Here is a 17,987-nt window from a genome sequence, read left to right on the forward strand (position 1 = left end):
CTGTCGCCCATCTCACCCACCCCACCGCCTCCGAGTCCGGCCGCCGCCCCGGCCCACCCACCCGCACTTTCGATCGACGCTGGCCTATTACATCGAGTTTGATCTCGAAATACTCGATGTAATAGGCCAGCGTCTATGAAAATCGGGGTGGCGGGGCGCGGGCGGGTCGGTGTGGGTGGGTCAGAGGGGGGCGAGGGTGGTGCCGGTGGTGGGGTCGGTGATGAGGATGGCTTCGACGGGGCAGCAGTCGGCGGCGTCGGTGACCGCCTCGTCGGGGTCGACCAGGGGGTGCAGGGGCGTGGACTTCTTGTCGACCAGGGCGAAGTGGGCGGGGGCGGTGCCCGCGCACAGGCCCGAGCCGATGCAGCGGTCGCGGTCGACCGCCACCTGCCACTGGCCGCTCACCAGCGCACCGGCAGTTCCTTGAGACCCCGCACCAGCATGCCCTTCTTCCAGGGAAGCTCCTCCTCGGCTACGGCCAGTTGGAGGTTCGGGAAGCGGGTGACCAGGGTCTGCAGGGCGACCTGGAGTTCCATCCGGGCGAGCTGGGCGCCGACGCAGTGGTGCGGGCCGTGGCCGAAGCCGATGTGCGGGTTGCTCTCGCGGTGGAAGTCCAGCTCGTCGGGGTGGTCGAAGACCTTGTCGTCACGGTTGGCCGAGGCGAGCGCGCCGAGCACCGGCTCACCGGCGCGGACCAGCACGTCGCCGAGCATGACGTCCTCGGTGGCGTAGCGGGCGAACGCGGCGGCCGTGCCCAGCGGCACGTACCGCATCAGCTCGTCGACGGCGGCGGGGACCAGCGACGGGTCGGCGCGCAGTTCGGCGAACCGGTCGGGGTTGGTGAGCAGCACGTACACGAAGTTGGGGAGCTGGGTGACCGTGGTCTCGTGACCGGCGGCCAGCAGCCCGGCGGACAGCTGCACGAGCTCGGTCTCGGTGAGCCGGTCGTTGTCCTCGTCGCGGGCCTTGACCATGGCGCCGAGCAGGTCGTCGGTCTCGCGCTCGCGGCGCTGGGCGATCAGCCCGGCGATGTACGCGTGCAGGTTGCCGAGGTACTCCATGATCTGCTGCGGGGTGAGCGAGGTGGTCGAGATGATCGCCTCGGACCACAGCTGGAACCGGTCGCGGTCGGCGAAGGGCACGCCGAGCAGCTCGCAGATGACCGTCACCGGCAGCGGGGTGGCGAAGTGCTCGACCAGGTCGGCGGGGGAGCCGTGCCGCTCCATGTCGTCGAGGAGCTGGTTGGCGATCTCCTGGGTGCGCGGGCGCAGGGTCTCGACGCGGCGGGCGGTGAAGGCCTTCGCGATGAGCTTGCGCAGCCGGCTGTGCTCGGGCGGGTCCATCGCGAGCATGCCGGAGTCGCCCTGGTGCGGGTGGGTGCGTGGCTCGTCGCGCCCGACGCTGGCGGCGCGGCTGAAGCGGGCGTCGCCGAGGACCGTGCGCACGTCGTCGTAGCGGGTGGCGAGCCAGGCCTCCTCGCCGTACGGCAGGCGCACCCGGGTCAGCGGTTCGGTGCGGCGTAACTGCTCGTAGATCGGGTTCAGGTTGAGCCGGTCGGGGTCGCCGAACGGGTAGGTGCGGGCAGGCTTGAGCTCGCTGTCGGTCGACATCGTCGCCCCCTCGTGTGCGTACGAATTCAACTCTATGGATGCTAGTGTGAACTGGTCACGAAGTCGATGCCCATTCTAGGAAATAGTCGGATATTCGAGACAGTTCCGGCAACCGTGGCTTGACTGGAAACGTGATGATCTCTCGCCGCCGCCGGATGCCGGTGGTGGCCGTGCTCTCCGCACTCCTGGCGGTGGCCGCGCCGCAGCCGGTGGCGGTCCAGCCGACGCCCGCGCCCTCTCCAGCGCCCGCGCCGAGCCCGCCCCTGCTGGCCGGGCCGCTCCCGCAGCAGCCGCCCCTGCTCGACCAGGCTGACGTCGACAAGGCGCTGGCCGCGCTCGACGGTCTGGTGCAGGACGCGATGAAGCAGACCGGTGTGCCCGGAGTCGCCGTCGGCGTGGTCTACGGCGACAAGGTCGTCTTCGCGAAAGGGTATGGCGTCCGCAAGGTCGGCGAGCCCGGCGCGGTCGGGGCCGACACGGTCTTCCAGCTCGCGTCGCTGTCCAAGCCGGTGGCGTCGACCGTGGTGGCGGGCGTCGTCGGCGACGGCAAGGTGGCCTGGGACGACCCGGTGGTCAAGCACGATCCCGGGTTCGCGCTGAAGGACCCCTGGGTGACCCGCGACGTCACCGTGGCTGACCTGTTCGCGCACCGCAGCGGCCTGCCCGACCATGCCGGGGACCTGCTGGAGGACCTCGGCTACGACCGCGCGTACATCCTGTCGCACCTGCGGTTGGAGCCGCTGGCCCCGTTCCGGGCGAGCTACTTCTACACCAACTTCGGGCTGACCGCCGCCGCGCTGGCCGTGGCGAAGGCGGCCGGGACCAGCTGGGAGCAGCTGTCGGCGCAGACGCTGTACAGGCCGCTGGGCATGTCGCACACCAGCTCTGACTTCGCCGACTACGAGAAGAACCCGGACCGGGCCGTCGGGCACGTCAAGGTCGGCGACGCCTGGCAGGCGAAGTACGTGCGGGACCCGCAGGCGCAGAGCCCGGCGGGCGGGGTCAGCTCGACCGTGGACGACATGGTCAAGTGGATGCGGTTGCAGCTCGGCGGCGGCAAGTACGACGGCAGGCAGGTCGTGGACGCGATGGCGTTGCAGCAGACGCACGAGCCGCACAACACGGCCTCGCCGCCGCGCGCGCCCGACGGGGTGCCGGGGTTCTACGGGCTGGGCTTCAACGTGGGCTACGACCAGTCCGGGCGGCTGCGGCTGGGTCACTCGGGGGCGTTCGACCTGGGTGCGGCCACGAACGTGGCGATGATCCCCGGCGAGGGGCTGGGCATCGTGGTGCTGACCAACGCGCAGCCGATCGGCGTCGCGGAGTCGATCGCGTACAACTTCCTCGACATCGCCTCCTACGGCAGGCAGACGACCGACTGGCTGCCGTTCCTGCTCGGCGTGTTCGCCAAGATCGACAGTGAGGGCACGTCGAAGACCGACTACGCCAAGCCGCCCGCGAACCCGGCCGCGGCCCGGCCGTCAGCGGCGTACACCGGCACCTACGCCAACGCCTACTACGGTCCGCTGACCGTCGCCGAGCGGGACGGCAAGCTGGTCATGACGCTCGGGCCGCAGGGGCAGGCGTTCCCGCTGACCCACTTCGACGCGGACACCTTCAGCTACCGGACCACCGGCGAGAACGCGGTCGGCCTGGACGGGGTGACGTTCACGGTCGACGGCGCGGGCCCGGCCGGGCAGGTGCGGGTGGCGCACCTGGACGCCAACGGCCTGGGCACGTTCACGCGCGGCTGACCTGCCCGTCGCGTACGCCAGAGATGATCATCTCGCGGAGCTGCTCCATCGGGTCGCCGTCGCCGACCGCGAGGGCGTTCTTGGTCGCGGCCACGGTGAGGCCGAGTTCCGGCAGCGCCCCGGCCAGGCTGCCGCCGATGCCACCGACGTCGATCATGGGGCCGTCGGCCGCGTAGCCGAGCGTCCACCGGGCGGGCATGCCGAACGTCCACTCCGGACCCCGGGTGACCGGCCTGCTCACCTCGCGCAGCCGGTCCGGCGAGATGAGGCGTACGCCGTCGACCTCGCCGAGCAGCGCCGCGAACATCCGGGCCGCCGCGCGGGCGGTGATGGTGCCCACCGCGGGCACGTCCGCGCGCAGGAAGGCCCTGTCGTTGCCCAGGTCGGCGTCGGGTCGCGCGCCGTGCGGCACCGCCCGGTCGAAGTTCGGCAGGTTCGCGCTGAGCTGCTTGAGCGCGTCCGACCAGCTCCGGTCGTGCAGCTCGGCCAGCCCGTCGAGATCCTTTTCGGGTACGCCGAGCAGCAGTTCGCCGGGCACGCCCAGCGGTGCGGCCACGTCCTGCGCGAGCACCCGCGACAGCGTGCGCCCGGTGGCCCGGCGGACCGTCTCGCCGACCAGCCAGCCGTACGTCCACACGTGGTAGCCGTGCGCCGTGCCCGGCTCCCACAGCGGTCTCGCGTCGGCCATGATCGCGCACATGCGGTGCCAGTCGGTGAAGTCGGCCGTGGTCACGTCGGGCGGCAGCGCGGGCAGGCCCGCCGTGTGCGTGAGCACGTGGCGCAGCGTGATCCCGGACTTGCCGTGCCGGGCGAACTCCGGCCACACGTCGGCCAGGCGCAGGTCGTAATCGATCCGGCCCTGCTCGGCCAGCACGTGTACCACGGTCGAGGTGAGCGCCTTGCCGGTCGAGTAGCTGAAGAACGGGGTGCCCGCGGTGACCGGCCGCTCGGTCGCCGGGTCGGCCAGCCCGGCCGCCACGTCGACGATCTTCACGCCGTGCAGGTACGCGGCGACCTGCACGCCGGTCTCCTGCCCTGAGCCGACCAGGTCGTCGACGCGCTGCTGTACACGCTGCTGCAGGTGGTGCCAGTTCATGGTGCGGGGGTGTCCTCTCGGGGGGTGCCGCCGCCGGTCGCGGCGGGCCAGTGTGCGAGCAGCACGTGCAGCGCCTCGACGGACCGCCGCCACGACTGCTCGACGTCGCGGGGGTGGCCGAAACCGCCGGTCGCCTGCAGGCTCACGAACCCGTGGAACGTGCTGCGCAGCAGGCGCACCGCGTCGGTCAGGTCGGGTTCGGACAGGCCGTAGCCGCGCAGCATGCCGTAGGTCAGCTCGTAGGTGCGCCGGAACGCGGCCGGGTCGACCAGCTCCGGGGGCAGCGGGAGCTGTGAGGCGGCATACCGGCCGGGGTGGGCCAGGGCGTAGGCCCGGTAGGCGTCGGCGAACGCGATCAGCGCGTCGCGGCCGGAGCGGCCCGCCACGGCCGCGCCGATCCGCTCGACGAGTTCGCCGCCCGCCAGCAGCGCGATGCGGTGCCGCAGGTCCTGCAGGCTGCGGACATGGGAGTAGAGGCTGGCGTCCTTGACGCCGAAGCCGCGCGCGACGGCGGAGATGGTGACGTGGTCGAGCCCGGCGGAGTCCGCCAGGTCGGCCGCCGCCAGCGTCACCCGCTGCGCCGAGAGCCCTGCCCGTGCCATGAACCTAAGGATACTAGGTAACTGCCTAGGATGGCTAGGCGAGTTCGACGTACGGGCGGACCAGGCCCGGCGCGGGCAGGTAGGGCTCCCAGTAGACGATCTGCCAGGCCGCCCGGAGCGCGTCCTCACACGGGTAGGTGTGCCCGCACCGGTCGCAGATGCCCTGCACCTGCATGTGGTGCTCGCTCCAGCGCTGACGGCCCTCGGCGACCAGCGCCAGGGCGCGGCTCTGGATGGCCGTACGGCCGACGTAGGTGGTGCCGTGGGCGTTGTCGCGCCGGCGATCGCCGGCGAACCTGGGTCGTGGCTGGGGCTTTGACATACGTCTTCTCCTGCCGTCATCCGGCTTAACGCCGGATGCCCGCAGAAGGTGCCGAGCTGTCGTAAACCCGTTGCTGCGGCGGGTGCCCTGCGGTCAACTCATCGGGTGAGATCGTTTGAAGAGTTGCTGGCAGAAGGCGCGAACGCGCCCGTGGACGGGTGGGATTTCGGCTGGTTCGCCGGACGCGCCACCGAACAGCGGCCCGCCTGGGGGTACGCGCGAATGCTGGCCGAACGGGTCGGCGTGGCCGACGCCGTGCTCGACGTGCAGACCGGCGGCGGGGAGGTGTACGCCGAAGTGCTGCGACGGGCCGCGCGCCGTCCGTCGGTGGCCGCCGCGACGGAGTCCTGGGCGCCGAACCTGGCGCTGGCCCGCGACAACCTTGCCCCGATGGGCGTGACCGTGGCCGAATCCGCTGACGGGGCGGCGCTGCCGTTCCCGGACGCGGCGTTCGACCTGGTGGCGAGTCGGCATCCGACGGTCACCGACTGGGCTGAGACGGCTCGGGTGCTGGCGCCGGGCGGGGTCTACCTGTCGCAGCAGATCGGGGCGGGGTCGATGCGGGAGCTGAGCGAGTTCTTCCTCGGGCCGGTCGATCCGGGCACGGGGCGGCTGCCGGAGACGCTGGCGGCTGGGGCGCGGGGCGCGGGGCTGGTGGTGACCGAGGTGCGGACGCAGGCGCTGCGTACCGAGTTCTACGACGTCGCGGCGGTGATCGTATTTCTGCGCAAGGTGATCTGGACGGTGCCGGGGTTCGATGTGGACAGGTTCCGCGAGCGGCTGGCGGCGATGGATGCGCTGATCCGCGCGGAGGGGCCGTTCGTGGCTCACTCCCAGCGGTTCCTCCTCGCGGCCCGGCGGCCCTGACCGCCGCCGCCCGGCACCGGCCCGGCTTCGGCTGGTTCCGGCTGGTTCCGGCTGGTCATGATCGCCGTTTCGTGTCGAGAAGTGCAGTGGGACCAGAGGTTTCGACACGAAACGGCGATCTTCACCGGGGCGTGGGGGGCTGGGGGTAGCGGATGAGGAGGCTGGCGTGGACGGGGATGTCGCCGATCGCCTCGTAGAGGTGGGGGACGTCGGAGGGCCAGGAGATGTGGTCGCCGGGGTGGGCGGTGAGGGGGGCGTCGGCGGGGCCCGCGCGAAGGACGCCGTCGAAGACGGTGATGTGCTCGGTGACGCCGGTGTGGTGGGCGGGGGAGGACTGGGTGGCGCCCGGCGGGACGACCATCCGGTACAGCTCGTAGGTGACTTCGGCGTCGTCGAAGACCTGCAGGAGGGTGGCCTCGACCGCGGTGCCCCGTACCGTTCCGGCCTGCGCTCCGGCCAGTAGTGCGGTGATCGGGACGCCGAGGGCGGCGGTCACCGACCACAGGGTGTCCAGGGTCGGGTTGCGGGTGCCGTTCTCCAGGCCGGACAGGGTGGCCTTGCCGACGCCGGCCCGTCGGGCCAGCTCGGACAGCGAGATCCCGGCCTGCTCCCGCAACTGGCGCAGCCGTACGCCGACGTGCTCGGCGCCCGTCTCCAGGGCCGGGGGCGGGCTGCTGCGGGCGGTTGCCGGACGCGCGCTCATGGGGCTATCGTGCACCACGAGCCACCGTTCCGTTTGCGGAACGGCGCGACCTGAACACGTGCCGGATCGGCGGGGCGCGGATCACCCCGTTTGCCATAGACGCTGGCCTATCTCATCGAAAATATGTAGATCGATTTCGATGTAATAGGCCGGCGTCTATGAAAAAACGGGTGGGGTGGCCGGGGCGGTCGTGCGGTCGGTGGGGTGGAGGGGTGGGCGTGGGGCGGGGCGTTTTGCAGCCGGTGATGGCTGGGGTGGTCACCGCCGTGGTCGGGTTCGCGAGCACGTTCGCGGTGGTGCTGGCGGGGTTGCGGGCCGTCGGGGCGGATTCGCGGCAGGCCGCGTCAGGGCTGCTGGCGGTATGCGTGGCCGCCGGTGCGACGGCGATCGTGCTGGGGTTGCGGCACCGGATACCGATCAGCATCGCCTGGTCCACGCCGGGCGCGGCACTGCTGGCCGCCACCGGGGCGGTCGACGGCGGGTTCGCGGCGGCGGTGGGCGCGTTCGCGGTGACCGGGGCGCTGATCGTCGCGGCGGGGCTGTTCCCGGCGCTGGGGCGGGCCATCGCGGCGATCCCGCGGCCGATCGCGGCGGCGATGCTCGCGGGTGTGCTGCTCGACCTGTGCATCGCCCCGGTCCGCGCGCTGGTCGACGTACCGCTGCTGGCCGCGCCGGTCGTGGGCGTGTGGCTGGTGCTGAACAGGTTCGCGCGGGCGTGGGCGGTGCCCGCGGCGCTGGCCGTGGCCGTGCTGGTGATCGTGCTGGACTCCCCGGCCGCGCTGCGCGGGGCCGCCGTCGCGCCGGAGGTCGTGCTCACCGCGCCGATGTTCACCTGGCAGGCGCTGGTCAGCCTCGCGGTGCCGCTGTTCCTGGTCACGATGGCCTCGCAGAACGTGCCGGGCATGGCGGTGCTGCAGGGGTACGGCTACACCCCGCCGCTGCGCGGCGTGCTGCTGGGCACCGGGGCGGCCACGGCGCTGGCCGCGCCGTTCGGCTCGCACGCGGTGAACCTGGCCGCGATCACCGCCGCGCTGGCCGCTGGCCCGGACGCGCACCCCGATCCACGGCGGCGCTGGATCGCTTCGGTGACCGCGGGCGTCGGCATGATCACGCTCGGGCTGGGCGCGAGCGCGGCGACGGCGTTCGTGCTGAACGCGCCGCCGTTGCTGATCGAGGCCGTGGCGGGCCTGGCCCTGCTCGGCGCGCTCGGCGCGGCGATCGCGTCGGCCACGGCCGAGGCGCGGGGCCGGGAGGCTGCGGTGGTGACCTTCGTGGTGACCGCGTCGGGCGTGGCGCTGCTCGGCGTCGGTGCGGCCTTCTGGGGCCTGCTGGCCGGGGGTCTCATGATGCTGCTGCGGCCCCGCTCAGAAACGCCTCCACCGTCGCCGCGAACGTCCGCGGATCGTCCACCCACGGAAAGTGACCCGACCCCGGCTGCACCGTCAGCCGTGCCGAGCTGATCCGCTCGGCGAGCGCGCGTACGGCGTGGCGGGTGGGCCAGATGTCGTGCTCGCCGACCACGAACAGGGTCGGCACGGCGAGCGCGGCCAGCCGGTCAGGCAGGGCCGGGTCGGGCTCGTAACCGGCGTAGAAGCCGTCGGTGGCGGGCTTGGCGAACTCGGCCGGCTCGGCGGCGGCCTGCGCCTTGGCGGCGTCGTTCCACTGCCCGTAGAGGAGCGGGGCCGACAGCCGGCGCAGGCGTTCGAGGTCCGCGGCGTCGGCGGCGTCGGCGGTGAGCGCGGCTGCGGCCTCGTCGAGCCACGGTTCGTGCGAGCGCTCGGCCAGCACCCCGGCGACGTCCAGGTCGGACGGCAGCCCGAGCACGCGCAGCGACGGGTCGACGATGACCAGGCGGCGCAGCCGCTGCGGATGGGCGTCGGCGTACAGGAAGCACACGCCGCCGCTGGCCGAGTGGCCGAACAGGTCCATGGTGGGCAGGCCCAGGTGGGCGCGCAGCGCCTCGACGTCGTCGGCGATCCGGTCGACGCGGTACGTCGCCGGGTCGGCGGGCACCGCCGAGTCCCCGGTGCCCCGATTGTCGAGCAGGATCAGCGTGCGCGTGGCCGACAGCCCGCCCAGCTCCCCGAGGTACCGCACCGCCTGCCCCGGCCCACCCGGCACGCACACCAGCGGCGGCCCCTTACCGGTGACCCGGTAGGCGAGCCTGGTCCCATCCCATGATCGAAACCTGTCCACCGTCCCATCCTGCCAGCCCCACCCCCCCGGGCCGCCCGGCTCCCCGCGCCGCAACTCTTAGGGACTTGCGCCATCCGTGCGCCACCTTGGGCGCGACTCTTTAAGAGTTGCGCCAGAGGGCGGGGCGGGGGCGGGGCGGCGGGGCGCAGGGTGGGTGGGTTAGGTGCGGGTGTGGCGGAGGTGGGAGTAGAGCCAGGTGGTGAGGGCGGTCCAGGTTAGGGCTTGGGCGGTGAGGAGGGTGGCGGCGAGGGGGGTGCCGCCGGAGGTGGCGAGGCGGGTGGTGGCCATGAGGGGCGGGACCAGCCAGGGGACGGGGGAGCCTTGGAGGCCGAGGACGATGGCCAGGACCGCGCCGGTGACCAGGACCGCCGCGCCCATGCCCGCGGAGCGGGTGACCGCGCGGCAGGACAGGGCGCCGAGCGCGACGGCAGGGCCCAGGGCCAGCAGGTGTACGCCGAGTCCGGTCAGGATGCTGCCGGCGGTCTCTGTGGCGGTGCCGGTCTTGACGCCGCCGACCAGCCACGGCACGACCAGCGCGACGGCGATGACGGCGAGCCCCGCGACGGCGGCCGCGAGCAGCCCGGCGGCGATCTCGCGGCGGGCCGAGCCGAGGGCGACCCGGGCCAGGCGGCGCTGCACGTCGGGCTCGACGTCCAGCAGGATCTTCGTCTGCCAGGCCAGGACGGGGAAGGCGACCAGCGCGGAGACGCCGTACGCCTCGACGGCCTCGGCCTGTCCGCCGCCGTAGAGGATCGACAGGACGGCGAGGGCGGCGATCAGGGGCGCGACGGCGCGGCCGGTGCGTACGAAGGCGTGCAGCCGCATCCTCGTCAACGCGATCACGAGCCGACCTCCTCGCGTACCCGCAGCACGTGGTGGCCCTGTTCGCGCAGGCGCGCGACGGCGCCCGCCAGGTCCGCGGCCTCGACCGCCACCTCGACGACGCAGCGCTGCCCGCTGTCGGGGGCGGCAGTGGTCAGCGTGCCGTCGGCGACGGTCCAGGTGGCCGCGCCGGGTAGCCGTACGGTCTCGCCCCGGTGGTCGCTGACCAGCACCGAGCCGCCGCGCGCGACGACCTCCAGGACGATCCCGGGGACCAGGTCGCGGGTAGCGGCGTCCAGGCCCTCCCACGGCTCGTCGAGGATCAGCAGGTCGGGCGGGGCGAGCAGGGCCTGCGCCAGGCCGACCTTCTGCGCGGTGCCCTTGGACAGCTCGGGCAGCTTGACGTCGCGGAAGGCGTCGAGTCCGAGCCGCTGCACCCACGCGTCGACGGCGCGGGCCGCGGCGGCGGGGCGGAGCCCGCGTACGGCGGCCATGGCGCGCAGGTAGCCGGTGACGGTGCCGGCCTGGTCGGCGGGGAAGCGTTCCGGGACCCAGCCGACGACGGCGGGGCGGTCGCTCACCCGGCCCCGGGTGGGGCGCAGTACTCCGGCGATGAGCTGGAGCAACGTGGACTTGCCCGCGCCGTTGCGGCCGAGGACGACCACGATGTCGCCGGGCTCCACGCGGGCGTTGACGGCCTGCAGGACCCACGGGGTGCCGCGGTGGTAGCGCAGCCACACGTCGTCGAGATGCACCGGGCGATTGTGCCACCGGTTCCGGGAAGCGGTACAGGCGTTGCCAACCGCCTCGGCGAGCACGTGGTGCGCGTCAGGCGGCGGTGAGCCCTAGCAGGGGCGGCACCTGCGCCATCGCGGTGACCACGTGCGCGGCCCCGGCCGTGCGCAGGGTGTCGGCCGAGGCCAGTGCGGCGTAGCCGAGCACGGTCATGCCCGCGGCCCGGCCGCCGCGCACCCCGAACGGGCTGTCCTCGATCAGCGCGCAGTCCGCCGGGTCGATCCCGATCCGGTCGGCGGCCAGCAGGAACAGGTCGGGTTCGGGCTTGCCGCGGGCCACCATCGAGGCGCTGTAGCAGTGCTCGCCGAAGTACGCGGCCAGCCCGGTCACCCGCAGCCGGAACGCGATCTCCGGCGGCGTGCCGCTGGACGCCACACACACCGGCATTGCCGCGTCGCGCAGCACTTCCAGCAGGTCGCGTACGCCGTCGACGGCCTTGAGCTCGTCGCGCTGGCGGGCCAGGACCTCGTGCTCGTAGACCGTGGGCAGGTCGAAGCCGACGGGGCGGCCCAGCTCGCGCTCCACGTCGGCGACGCACTCGGTGGTGGAGCGGCCCATGTAGCGCTCGATGCTCTGCTCCAGGGTGGTGGGCAGCCCGGCGCGAGTGACCAGCTCCGCGAAGACCGCGTTGTTGATGATCTCCGAGTCCACCAGTACACCGTCGCAGTCGAACACCACCGCTTTGATCATTGGTACAGGCTGCCATGCCGCTGCTTGCGCGTGCTGCCCGTGCCGCACAATGGCGGGATGTCGACGGGTTCCGATGCCAGTGGGGCGCAGGACGGGGGCTGCCTGCTGTGCCGGGTCGCCGACGCGGACGCGTTCTTCCAGCGCCGCCGGGTGTGGGAGGACGGGCACTGGCGGCTGTCGGTGGTGCTGCGCGGCGCGGTCGCGGGGTTCGCGCACCTGGAGCCGCACCGGCACATCCCGTACATCACCGACCTGGCCGGGCCGGAGGCCGTCACCCTCGGCCCGGTGCTGGCCAGGGCCACGGCGGCGCTGCGCGCGGCGACCGGCGCGGACAAGGTGTACGTGTCCGTCTTCGGTGACCGGGTGCCTCACCTGCACTTCAATCTGGCGCCGTTTCATCCGGGCGGGCCGCTGGTCGGGGGCGCGGGCCAGGTGCGCGCCGACGCGGGCTCGGCCGAGCTGGTGGCGCACGAGGCGGCGGCTTCGGCCGTTCGGCGGGCGCTGGCCCGGGGCGGGACCGCCTGAGCCTCGGCAGGAGGTTTGTCGCGCGGGAAAGGGCGTCCCGAAACGTGTCCTGGGCGTCCCGAAACGGTCGCGGGCGCGCGAGGTGGTCCTGCTGGCCGTGGTTGGTACGACCGGCTGGTGGGTAATGGGGCTTTTGGAGCAATCTACGAATTGTTGTCCGGTTTGATGGGAATCTCGGTAGCGTCGGGGCACGAAGGTTCATCCCCGAGCAGTGGAGAGAATCCATGCGCCGCCCAGTGCGACGTGGTCTCTTGTTGCTGACCACGGCTACCGTCCTCGTCCTCGGCTGGCCCGCCGCCAGCGCGCAGGCCGCCGCCTACCTGAGTCACCGCACGACAGTCGACATCTTCCGCGACGCCGGGATCTCGACCTGGTCCAGCGGCAATTGCTCCAACCGCAACAACGCGAACTGCACCTCGTTCGAGCGCGTCCGGCGGTCCACCGTCGACGGGCTGCTGACCCTGCGCAAGGCCAGCAAGTGCGACCTGCGGGTCACCGGCGGCACCGAGACCGGCCACGGCTCCGGCACGTACACCCACTGGAACGGGTGGAAGCTCGACATCAGCAAGTACGACTGCATCGGCCGCTACATCAAGCGGTACTTCCGCTACGTCGGCTACATCAAGGGCTGGGGATACCAGTACAAGGCCCCGTCGGGCAACATCTACACCGACGAGGGCAACCACTGGGACATCCTGTACTACAGCTGCGGCGGCTGCTCCGGCGACGACGACGATCAAGCACTGAGCCCGTCGCCGTCTCCCTCGGCGGAGCCGTCGCCGAGCCCGTCGGCGGCTCCCTCCGCGAGCGCCAGCCCGTCGGCGGCCGACCCGTCGGCGTCCACGACGCCGTCGGCCGGACCGCCGGACCTGGTGAACCCGTCACCGTCGATGAGCCCGTCCGCAGCCGGGAGCCCGTCCCCGTCGACCTCGGCGGAACCGTCGGCGGAGCCTACGGCCGGACCGTCCGGCGATCCGTCGGTGATGCTGCCGCCGCCACCCGTGGGCGAGCCGGTGCCGCCGCCGACGAAGCTGCTGCGCTCGGTGGACCCGGAGCCGGTGACGCCGCCGGCGACGATGGACCCGGCCCGGGTCGGCGCACCCATCGGCTGACCCGGCAGACGGTCCGCGCGCCGGTCCCGTGGCCCGGGGACCGGCGCGCGGAGTCGGGGTCCGTCAGGCGGTGAAGCCCGCGAACAGGATGGACGCCAGGCCCAGGCCGATGGCGAGGTTGGCGATCGTCGCGCCGCCGAACACGGCGACCGGCCGCCAGCCCGCCTCGCGCAGGGCGCTGACGCGCAGCTGCAGGCCGATGCTGACGAAGGCCAGGATCAGGAACCAGGTGCGCAGGTCGTTGATGACGGCGATGTGGGCCTTGCCCTCGGCGGCGCTGACCGTACCGACGTACCAGGTGCCGATCGCGGACGCGGCGATGAAGCCGAGCACGAACTTCGGGAAGCGGTCCCAGAGCTGGCGCAGGCCGGGGCGCGGGGCGTCGGCGTTCTTCTCGACCTTGAACGCGAACCAGGCGGTCAGGGCGACCGCGACGATGCCGATCAGCGCGTTCTGGGTGGCCTTGACGATGGTGGCGATCTGCAGGGTCTGCTCGCCGGCGATGGCACCGGCGGCGGTGACCGCGGCGGTGGTGTCGATGTTGCCGCCGATCCAGGCTCCGGCGACGGCGGGGCTGAGCCCGAGCAGGTCGGCGAGCCACGGCAGCAGGAAGATCGAGGGCAGGGCGAAGATGATGACCAGGCTGGCGGCGTACGCCAGCTGCTCGCGCTTGGCCCGCACGGCTCCGGCGGCGGCGATGGCGGCGCTCACGCCGCAGATCGACACGGCGGCCGACAGCAGGGCGCGCAGTTTCTCGTCGAGGCCGAGCAGGCCGCCGAGGTACCAGGTGATCAGGAAGACGCTGCTGATCAGCAGCACGGCCTGCGCGATGGCGGGGCCGGCGGCCTTGACGATCAGGCTGAGGTTGATCGACGCGCCGAGCAGCACCAGGCCGGTCTTGATGAAGAACTCGGTGAACACCGCGTCGGCGATGCGCTCGCGCAGCCCGGTGACGTAGACGACGACGTTGCCGATCAGGCCGAGCGCGATCGCGTAGATCGGGTACTCGACGGCGGCGGCGAACTTCTCCAGGCTGGTGCCCTTGGCCAGGGCCGGGACGGTGTCCTCCAGGTAGCGGGCCACCGAACCGAGGACGAGCACGATGAGCACGCCGAGGACGATCCACGGCCAGGTGCGAACGGGCTGCTCGGCGGGTGGCGCCGCGAGGTCCTCGTCGGTGGCGACCATCAGGGCACCAGGCCCGTCGGGATGACGCCGGTCAGCACGAGGGCGACCAGGAGCAGGCCGACGGCGGTGGCCAGCCAGTCCTCGTTGAGGGCGGCGCGCACGACGCGGGCGACGGCGTTGGTGTCGGCGGCGGTCTGCGGCGGGGTCAGATCACTCATGGCGTACGCCTTTCGGGCGGAGGTGGTGGCGTCGTCGATTCTATACAAGGCCGGTAGGATTAGTCGAGAATAGATTTGTTGCCTGGTGACAGGGCTGCGCCCCTGCTGTTGTAGCAGCAGGGGCGCAGCTTTCGTCCTATTTGTGAGTCGTGGCTAGAGCGGTTCGATCCACATGTTGCGGAATCGCGGGTTCGCGCCCGCGTCCCCGTGGTCCTGCAGCCGGATCTGGCCGGGCGACAGGCCTTCCGGCGCACCGGCCCCGGTCGGCCCGTTGATCGTGATGTCGTTGTGCACCACGAACCCGTTCCACACGATGGTGACCCGGGCGTCGGCCGTCTTGTTGCCCGAGCCGTCGAAGCGGGCCGCCTTGAACACCACGTCGTACGACTGCCAGGTCTCCGGAGCGCCCGCCGCGTTCACACTGGCGGCCGCCTTGGTGTAGATCGAGCCCGCCTCGGTGTTGTCCAGCGAGGCGTCACCGTAGGAGTCCAGCACCTGAAGCTCGTACCGGTCCTGCAGGTAGATGCCGCTGTTGCCGCGCTGCTGGCCGGTGACGTTGGCGGGGTAGAGCGGCTCGTACCACTCCACGTGCAGCTTGAAGTCGCCGAACGCCTGCCGGGAGCGGATGTCGCCGCCCAGCGACTCCAGCGAGCCGCCGGATAACGGCCACGTCGCCGCGCCGCCGCTGGAGTTCTGCCACGAGGCCACGTCGTCGCCGTCGAACAGCTGGATGCGCTGCCCGCTGCCGGAGATCGCCCAGCGCTGGCTGAGCACCCCGGCGGCCTGCCAGATGTGCAGCTGGGTGCCGTCGGCGGAGCTGCCGCTCAGTGCGTCGAGCACCTTGCCCGACTGCGGGTTGAGGACCGTGCCGTCCGGCTGCGGCTGCCAGACCTGCGAGGCGGTGCCGTTGCAGGTCCACAGCTGCACCTTGGTGCCGTTGGCGGTGCCCGCGTTGTCGACGTCGAGGCACTTGCCCAGCGCCTGCAGGGTGCCGCCGACCCGGCTCCAGCGCTGCGCGGCCGAGCCGTTGCAGGTGTACAGCTGGATCTTCGTGCCGTTGGCGGTGCCCGCGTTGTCGACGTCGACGCACTTGCCGCCGATGCCGACGATCGCCCCGGCCCCGCCGGTCAGCGTCAGGGCGTCCAGGTTGACGTGCCCCGTGTCGCCGCTGTCGTACTTGACCGCGACGGTGTTGGCCCCCGCGTTCAGCGCGACGCTCTCGGTGATCGTCGACCAGGTGTCCCAGTTGCCGGTGTTGCCCATGGTCACCTGGCGCTGCTTGACGCCGTTGACGTACAGGCTGACCGTCTTCGGGCCGACGAACGGGTTCGGGCCGTTGCTGAAGCGCAGCGCTGCCTGGTAGGTCCCGGCGCTGCCCGCCGTCACGGTGAACGTGGTGCTCGCGCCGAGCGTGCCGTACCCGGCGACGAAACCGCTGCCGGTGTAGCCGGTGTGGTCGGTGGCGACCGTCGCGCCGCCGGCCCGGGCCGCCGACTCCGCCTGGTAGATCCCGTCCGAAGGGGGCGTGACCTGGCCGGGGATGGCGTTGAGGGTGTACCAGGCCTCGGTGCTCCACAGTGAGGCGCCGGTGCTGGAGCTGAACGGGCGCGGCGAGCGGATGTGCACCACGCGCCCGGCCAGCCGGCCGTCGACCGCCAGCGTGACCTTCTTGCCGTCCGCGGACAGCGTGGCCGAGGTGACGGTCAGGTTCTGCTCGTCGATCTTCGGGCCGCCGTAGCCGGCCGTGGGCTGGTAGCGCCACTGCTTGAGCTTGTACGCCGAGGCCAGGCTCGCCGCGGTCGCCGCCGACAGGGGCTGGGTGTACTCGATCTCGAACCCGGCGCCGGTGGCCCGCACGGCCAGGATGTCGAACACCGACGTGCCGTTCGGGGTCAGCTTCTGCAGGCCGTAGGTCAGCTTGCCGGACTGGCCCCAGTTGCCGCCCGCGCCGAGCCCGCCGAGGTAGATCGCCCCGTCCGGCCCGATGTTGACCTCGGAGACACCCGCCTCCAGGCCCTGCGTCATGCGGAACAGCGCGCCCTGGTACTCCCCGTTGACCTTCTCCACGAACGCCCGCTGCAGACCGCCGTAGGTCACGTCACCGATCACGAACTGCCCCGCGTACACGCCGCTGGGCAGCAGCATCGGGGTGCTCGGCGAGTTGGCGATCTCGTTCTGCGGCATCCACAGCACCGGCGGGGTCACCGGCGCGGTGTCGAACTGCCCGGCCGGGGTGTTGTAGTGGTTGAAGAAGCGGCCCTGCTTGATGTGCACCAGCTTCGAGGCGGGCAGCCAGCCGCCCTGGTTGTCGGTGACGAAGACGCCGTTCTCCGGACCCCAGCCGATGCCGTGCGGCGTACGCAGGCCACCGGCGATGTAGGACACCGCGCCGGTCGCCTTGTTCACCTTGATCGCGGTGCCGCGGCCGGCCACGGGCTGCGGGACGGTGCTCGCGCCGCCGTAGTCGATCGGCACCGACAGGCTCAGGTAGAAGAAGCCGTCGGCGTACAGCAGCCCGAACGCGAACTCGTGGAAGCCGCCGCCCCAGGGCCAGGTCGCGATCACGTTGTACTGGTCGGCGACGTCGTCGCCGTTGGTGTCGAGCAGCTGCGTCAGCCGCTGCTTCTCGGAGACGTAGACGACCCCGTCGACGACCTTCAGACCCATAGGCTCCTTGAGGTTGCCGGCGATCTTCTTCGTGGTCACGTTGCCGGGGCTGGTCGCGCCACCGGTGTTGGCCAGCACGTAGACCTCACCGGCCTGCGAGGTGCCGGACTGGTCGGTGCCGCCCCAGGTGCAGATCACCAGGCGGCCGTCGGGCAGCCAGTCCATGCCGGTGACCTTCGGCTGGAACGAGCCCGGCCGCAGGTTGGTCAGCGAGAAGCCGGGGTGCACGCTGGTCAGCGGCAGCCCGTCGCCGGGGGAGTCGGCCACGCCCTCGCACTCCTTGCGGCCCGGCGCGGTCACCCGCACCACGCCCGCGTCGGTGCTCAGCGCCGAGTTCGGCACCAGCGTGAACGACGACGATCCGGGCGTACGCCACTCGAGGGTGAGCTGCTGGCCACCGGTGCGCTCGAAGTAGTCCAGGCGCAGCGCGTGGTAGCCGGTGGTCAGGTTGACCGTGCCCTCCAGGGCGGTCGCCCCGTGCAGGCCGTCGTGGTTGACCACCATCGCGCCGTCGATCCGCAGCTCGGAGCCGTCGTCACTGGTGAGGCGGAAGGTGTACGACCCGGCGGTGGTGATGTTGATGTTGCCCAGCGCCTGGGCGATGAACAGGTCCTCGAACCCGAAGTCGGCGGCCGTGCTCCAGTTGATCGTCGGCATCAGCTTGTCGACGTTGGGCGTCTGCCCGGTCTTGAGCACGCAGAGCTCGTTGAGCGGCACCTGGAGGTCGAACACGCGCAGGGTGACGCCGGGTTCCTGGGCGGGCACCGCGGCGGCGGGCGCGGCCCACACCCCGCCCGCGAGGGCGAGTGCCAGCGATACCAGCACGGGACCGCGAATTCGGCGTAGCAGTCGTCTGCCCATCGTTACTCCTGGGGAGATG

General features: G+C 72.1%; 18 protein-coding genes. 5 read left to right on the forward strand and 13 right to left on the reverse strand.

What is annotated here, in order from left to right; genetic code table 11:
• Positions 1-180: 180 nt before the first annotated feature.
• Positions 181-405: a ferredoxin gene (locus tag HAV40_RS32620; RefSeq protein ID WP_166388133.1), complete on the reverse strand. Its 225-nt coding sequence runs from the start codon at positions 403-405 to the stop codon at positions 181-183.
• Positions 402-1,610: a cytochrome P450 gene (locus tag HAV40_RS32625; protein ID WP_166388134.1), complete on the reverse strand. Its 1,209-nt coding sequence runs from the start codon at positions 1,608-1,610 to the stop codon at positions 402-404. The genes HAV40_RS32620 and HAV40_RS32625 overlap by 4 nt, the downstream gene beginning before the upstream one ends.
• Before the next feature lie 134 nt (positions 1,611-1,744).
• On the opposite strand from HAV40_RS32625, the gene HAV40_RS32630 reads away from it, so the two are divergent.
• The gene (locus tag HAV40_RS32630) at positions 1,745-3,364 is read left to right on the forward strand and encodes a serine hydrolase (RefSeq protein WP_166388188.1); all 1,620 of its coding nucleotides are present in this window, start codon (positions 1,745-1,747) and stop codon (positions 3,362-3,364) included.
• On the opposite strand, the gene HAV40_RS32635 is transcribed toward HAV40_RS32630, so the two are convergent.
• Genes HAV40_RS32635 through HAV40_RS32645 form a run of 3 tightly spaced genes read right to left on the reverse strand, consistent with a single transcriptional unit; the run spans position 3,351 to position 5,384 of the window.
• A complete protein-coding gene (locus tag HAV40_RS32635; protein WP_166388135.1) occupies positions 3,351-4,460 on the reverse strand; it encodes a serine hydrolase domain-containing protein in 1,110 nt (369 codons plus the stop codon). The two genes, HAV40_RS32630 and HAV40_RS32635, sit on opposite strands and share 14 nt — an antisense overlap.
• Complete coding sequence (locus tag HAV40_RS32640) at positions 4,457-5,062, reverse strand: TetR-like C-terminal domain-containing protein (RefSeq protein WP_166388136.1); 606 nt, start codon at positions 5,060-5,062, stop codon at positions 4,457-4,459. The genes HAV40_RS32635 and HAV40_RS32640 overlap by 4 nt, the downstream gene beginning before the upstream one ends.
• 34 nt (positions 5,063-5,096) lie before the next feature.
• The gene (locus tag HAV40_RS32645; protein ID WP_166388137.1) at positions 5,097-5,384 is read right to left on the reverse strand and encodes a hypothetical protein; all 288 of its coding nucleotides are present in this window, start codon (positions 5,382-5,384) and stop codon (positions 5,097-5,099) included.
• A gap of 105 nt (positions 5,385-5,489) precedes the next feature.
• Between HAV40_RS32645 and HAV40_RS32650 the strand changes: the two genes are divergently transcribed.
• Positions 5,490-6,251, forward strand: coding sequence for a class I SAM-dependent methyltransferase (locus HAV40_RS32650; protein WP_166388138.1), 762 nt, complete (start codon positions 5,490-5,492; stop codon positions 6,249-6,251).
• A gap of 121 nt (positions 6,252-6,372) precedes the next feature.
• Here the strand turns inward: HAV40_RS32650 and HAV40_RS32655 are convergent, their stop codons facing one another.
• Positions 6,373-6,954 (reverse strand): helix-turn-helix domain-containing protein, encoded by a 582-nt coding sequence (locus HAV40_RS32655; RefSeq protein ID WP_166388139.1) that lies wholly within the window; start codon positions 6,952-6,954, stop codon positions 6,373-6,375.
• A gap of 245 nt (positions 6,955-7,199) precedes the next feature.
• Between HAV40_RS32655 and HAV40_RS32660 the strand changes: the two genes are divergently transcribed.
• Positions 7,200-8,414: a benzoate/H(+) symporter BenE family transporter gene (locus HAV40_RS32660; protein WP_239085756.1), complete on the forward strand. Its 1,215-nt coding sequence runs from the start codon at positions 7,200-7,202 to the stop codon at positions 8,412-8,414.
• On the opposite strand, the gene HAV40_RS32665 is transcribed toward HAV40_RS32660, so the two are convergent.
• The 4 genes from HAV40_RS32665 to HAV40_RS32680 form a co-directional block, all read right to left on the reverse strand.
• Positions 8,296-9,051 carry an alpha/beta fold hydrolase gene (locus tag HAV40_RS32665; RefSeq protein WP_308440995.1) on the reverse strand — a complete coding sequence of 252 codons (756 nt, stop codon included), beginning with the start codon at positions 9,049-9,051 and terminating at the stop codon, positions 8,296-8,298. The two genes, HAV40_RS32660 and HAV40_RS32665, sit on opposite strands and share 119 nt — an antisense overlap.
• A 258-nt stretch (positions 9,052-9,309) precedes the next feature.
• Complete coding sequence (locus HAV40_RS32670) at positions 9,310-9,993, reverse strand: hypothetical protein (RefSeq protein ID WP_166388142.1); 684 nt, start codon at positions 9,991-9,993, stop codon at positions 9,310-9,312.
• On the reverse strand, positions 9,990-10,727 hold the full coding sequence (locus tag HAV40_RS32675; protein WP_166388143.1) for an ATP-binding cassette domain-containing protein: 738 nt from the start codon (positions 10,725-10,727) through the stop codon (positions 9,990-9,992). Before HAV40_RS32675 ends, HAV40_RS32670 begins: the two co-directional genes overlap by 4 nt.
• A gap of 73 nt (positions 10,728-10,800) precedes the next feature.
• Complete coding sequence (locus HAV40_RS32680) at positions 10,801-11,457, reverse strand: HAD family hydrolase (protein ID WP_166388144.1); 657 nt, start codon at positions 11,455-11,457, stop codon at positions 10,801-10,803.
• Between the two features lie 57 nt (positions 11,458-11,514).
• On the opposite strand from HAV40_RS32680, the gene HAV40_RS32685 reads away from it, so the two are divergent.
• Entirely contained in the window at positions 11,515-11,982 is a 468-nt protein-coding gene (locus tag HAV40_RS32685; RefSeq protein ID WP_166388145.1) for a hypothetical protein, read from the forward strand.
• Positions 11,983-12,236: 254 nt separating this feature from the next.
• Positions 12,237-13,094, forward strand: a complete 858-nt coding sequence (locus HAV40_RS38190) for a hypothetical protein (protein ID WP_203671026.1) — start codon at positions 12,237-12,239, stop codon at positions 13,092-13,094.
• A gap of 63 nt (positions 13,095-13,157) precedes the next feature.
• On the opposite strand, the gene HAV40_RS32695 is transcribed toward HAV40_RS38190, so the two are convergent.
• From HAV40_RS32695 to HAV40_RS32705, 3 genes are all read right to left on the reverse strand, one after another.
• Positions 13,158-14,282, reverse strand: coding sequence for a YeiH family protein (locus HAV40_RS32695; protein ID WP_166388146.1), 1,125 nt, complete (start codon positions 14,280-14,282; stop codon positions 13,158-13,160).
• Positions 14,282-14,440 carry a hypothetical protein gene (locus HAV40_RS32700; RefSeq protein ID WP_166388082.1) on the reverse strand — a complete coding sequence of 53 codons (159 nt, stop codon included), beginning with the start codon at positions 14,438-14,440 and terminating at the stop codon, positions 14,282-14,284. The genes HAV40_RS32695 and HAV40_RS32700 overlap by 1 nt, the downstream gene beginning before the upstream one ends.
• A 153-nt stretch (positions 14,441-14,593) precedes the next feature.
• Entirely contained in the window at positions 14,594-17,968 is a 3,375-nt protein-coding gene (locus HAV40_RS32705; RefSeq protein ID WP_166388147.1) for a 3-keto-alpha-glucoside-1,2-lyase-like domain-containing protein, read from the reverse strand.
• Positions 17,969-17,987: the final 19 nt, after the last annotated feature.

The sequence above is a fragment of the Catellatospora methionotrophica genome (assembly GCF_011297335.1).
Lineage (GTDB): Bacteria > Actinomycetota > Actinomycetes > Mycobacteriales > Micromonosporaceae > Catellatospora > Catellatospora methionotrophica.

What these genes read in the sequence shown, in the direction of transcription:
- HAV40_RS32695 (WP_166388146.1), bottom strand. Translation starts at nt 14,282, where the DNA reads ATGGTCGCCACCGACGAGGACCTCGCGGCGCCACCCGCCGAGCAGCCC.
- HAV40_RS32700 (WP_166388082.1), bottom strand. Translation starts at nt 14,440, where the DNA reads ATGAGTGATCTGACCCCGCCGCAGACCGCCGCCGACACCAACGCCGTC.
- HAV40_RS32635 (WP_166388135.1), bottom strand. Translation starts at nt 4,460, where the DNA reads ATGAACTGGCACCACCTGCAGCAGCGTGTACAGCAGCGCGTCGACGAC.
- HAV40_RS32660 (WP_239085756.1), top strand. Translation starts at nt 7,200, where the DNA reads ATGGCTGGGGTGGTCACCGCCGTGGTCGGGTTCGCGAGCACGTTCGCG.
- HAV40_RS32625 (WP_166388134.1), bottom strand. Translation starts at nt 1,610, where the DNA reads ATGTCGACCGACAGCGAGCTCAAGCCTGCCCGCACCTACCCGTTCGGC.
- HAV40_RS32645 (WP_166388137.1), bottom strand. Translation starts at nt 5,384, where the DNA reads ATGTCAAAGCCCCAGCCACGACCCAGGTTCGCCGGCGATCGCCGGCGC.
- HAV40_RS32640 (WP_166388136.1), bottom strand. Translation starts at nt 5,062, where the DNA reads ATGGCACGGGCAGGGCTCTCGGCGCAGCGGGTGACGCTGGCGGCGGCC.
- HAV40_RS32705 (WP_166388147.1), bottom strand. Translation starts at nt 17,968, where the DNA reads ATGGGCAGACGACTGCTACGCCGAATTCGCGGTCCCGTGCTGGTATCG.
- HAV40_RS32685 (WP_166388145.1), top strand. Translation starts at nt 11,515, where the DNA reads ATGTCGACGGGTTCCGATGCCAGTGGGGCGCAGGACGGGGGCTGCCTG.
- HAV40_RS32630 (WP_166388188.1), top strand. Translation starts at nt 1,745, where the DNA reads ATGATCTCTCGCCGCCGCCGGATGCCGGTGGTGGCCGTGCTCTCCGCA.
- HAV40_RS32655 (WP_166388139.1), bottom strand. Translation starts at nt 6,954, where the DNA reads ATGAGCGCGCGTCCGGCAACCGCCCGCAGCAGCCCGCCCCCGGCCCTG.
- HAV40_RS32680 (WP_166388144.1), bottom strand. Translation starts at nt 11,457, where the DNA reads ATGATCAAAGCGGTGGTGTTCGACTGCGACGGTGTACTGGTGGACTCG.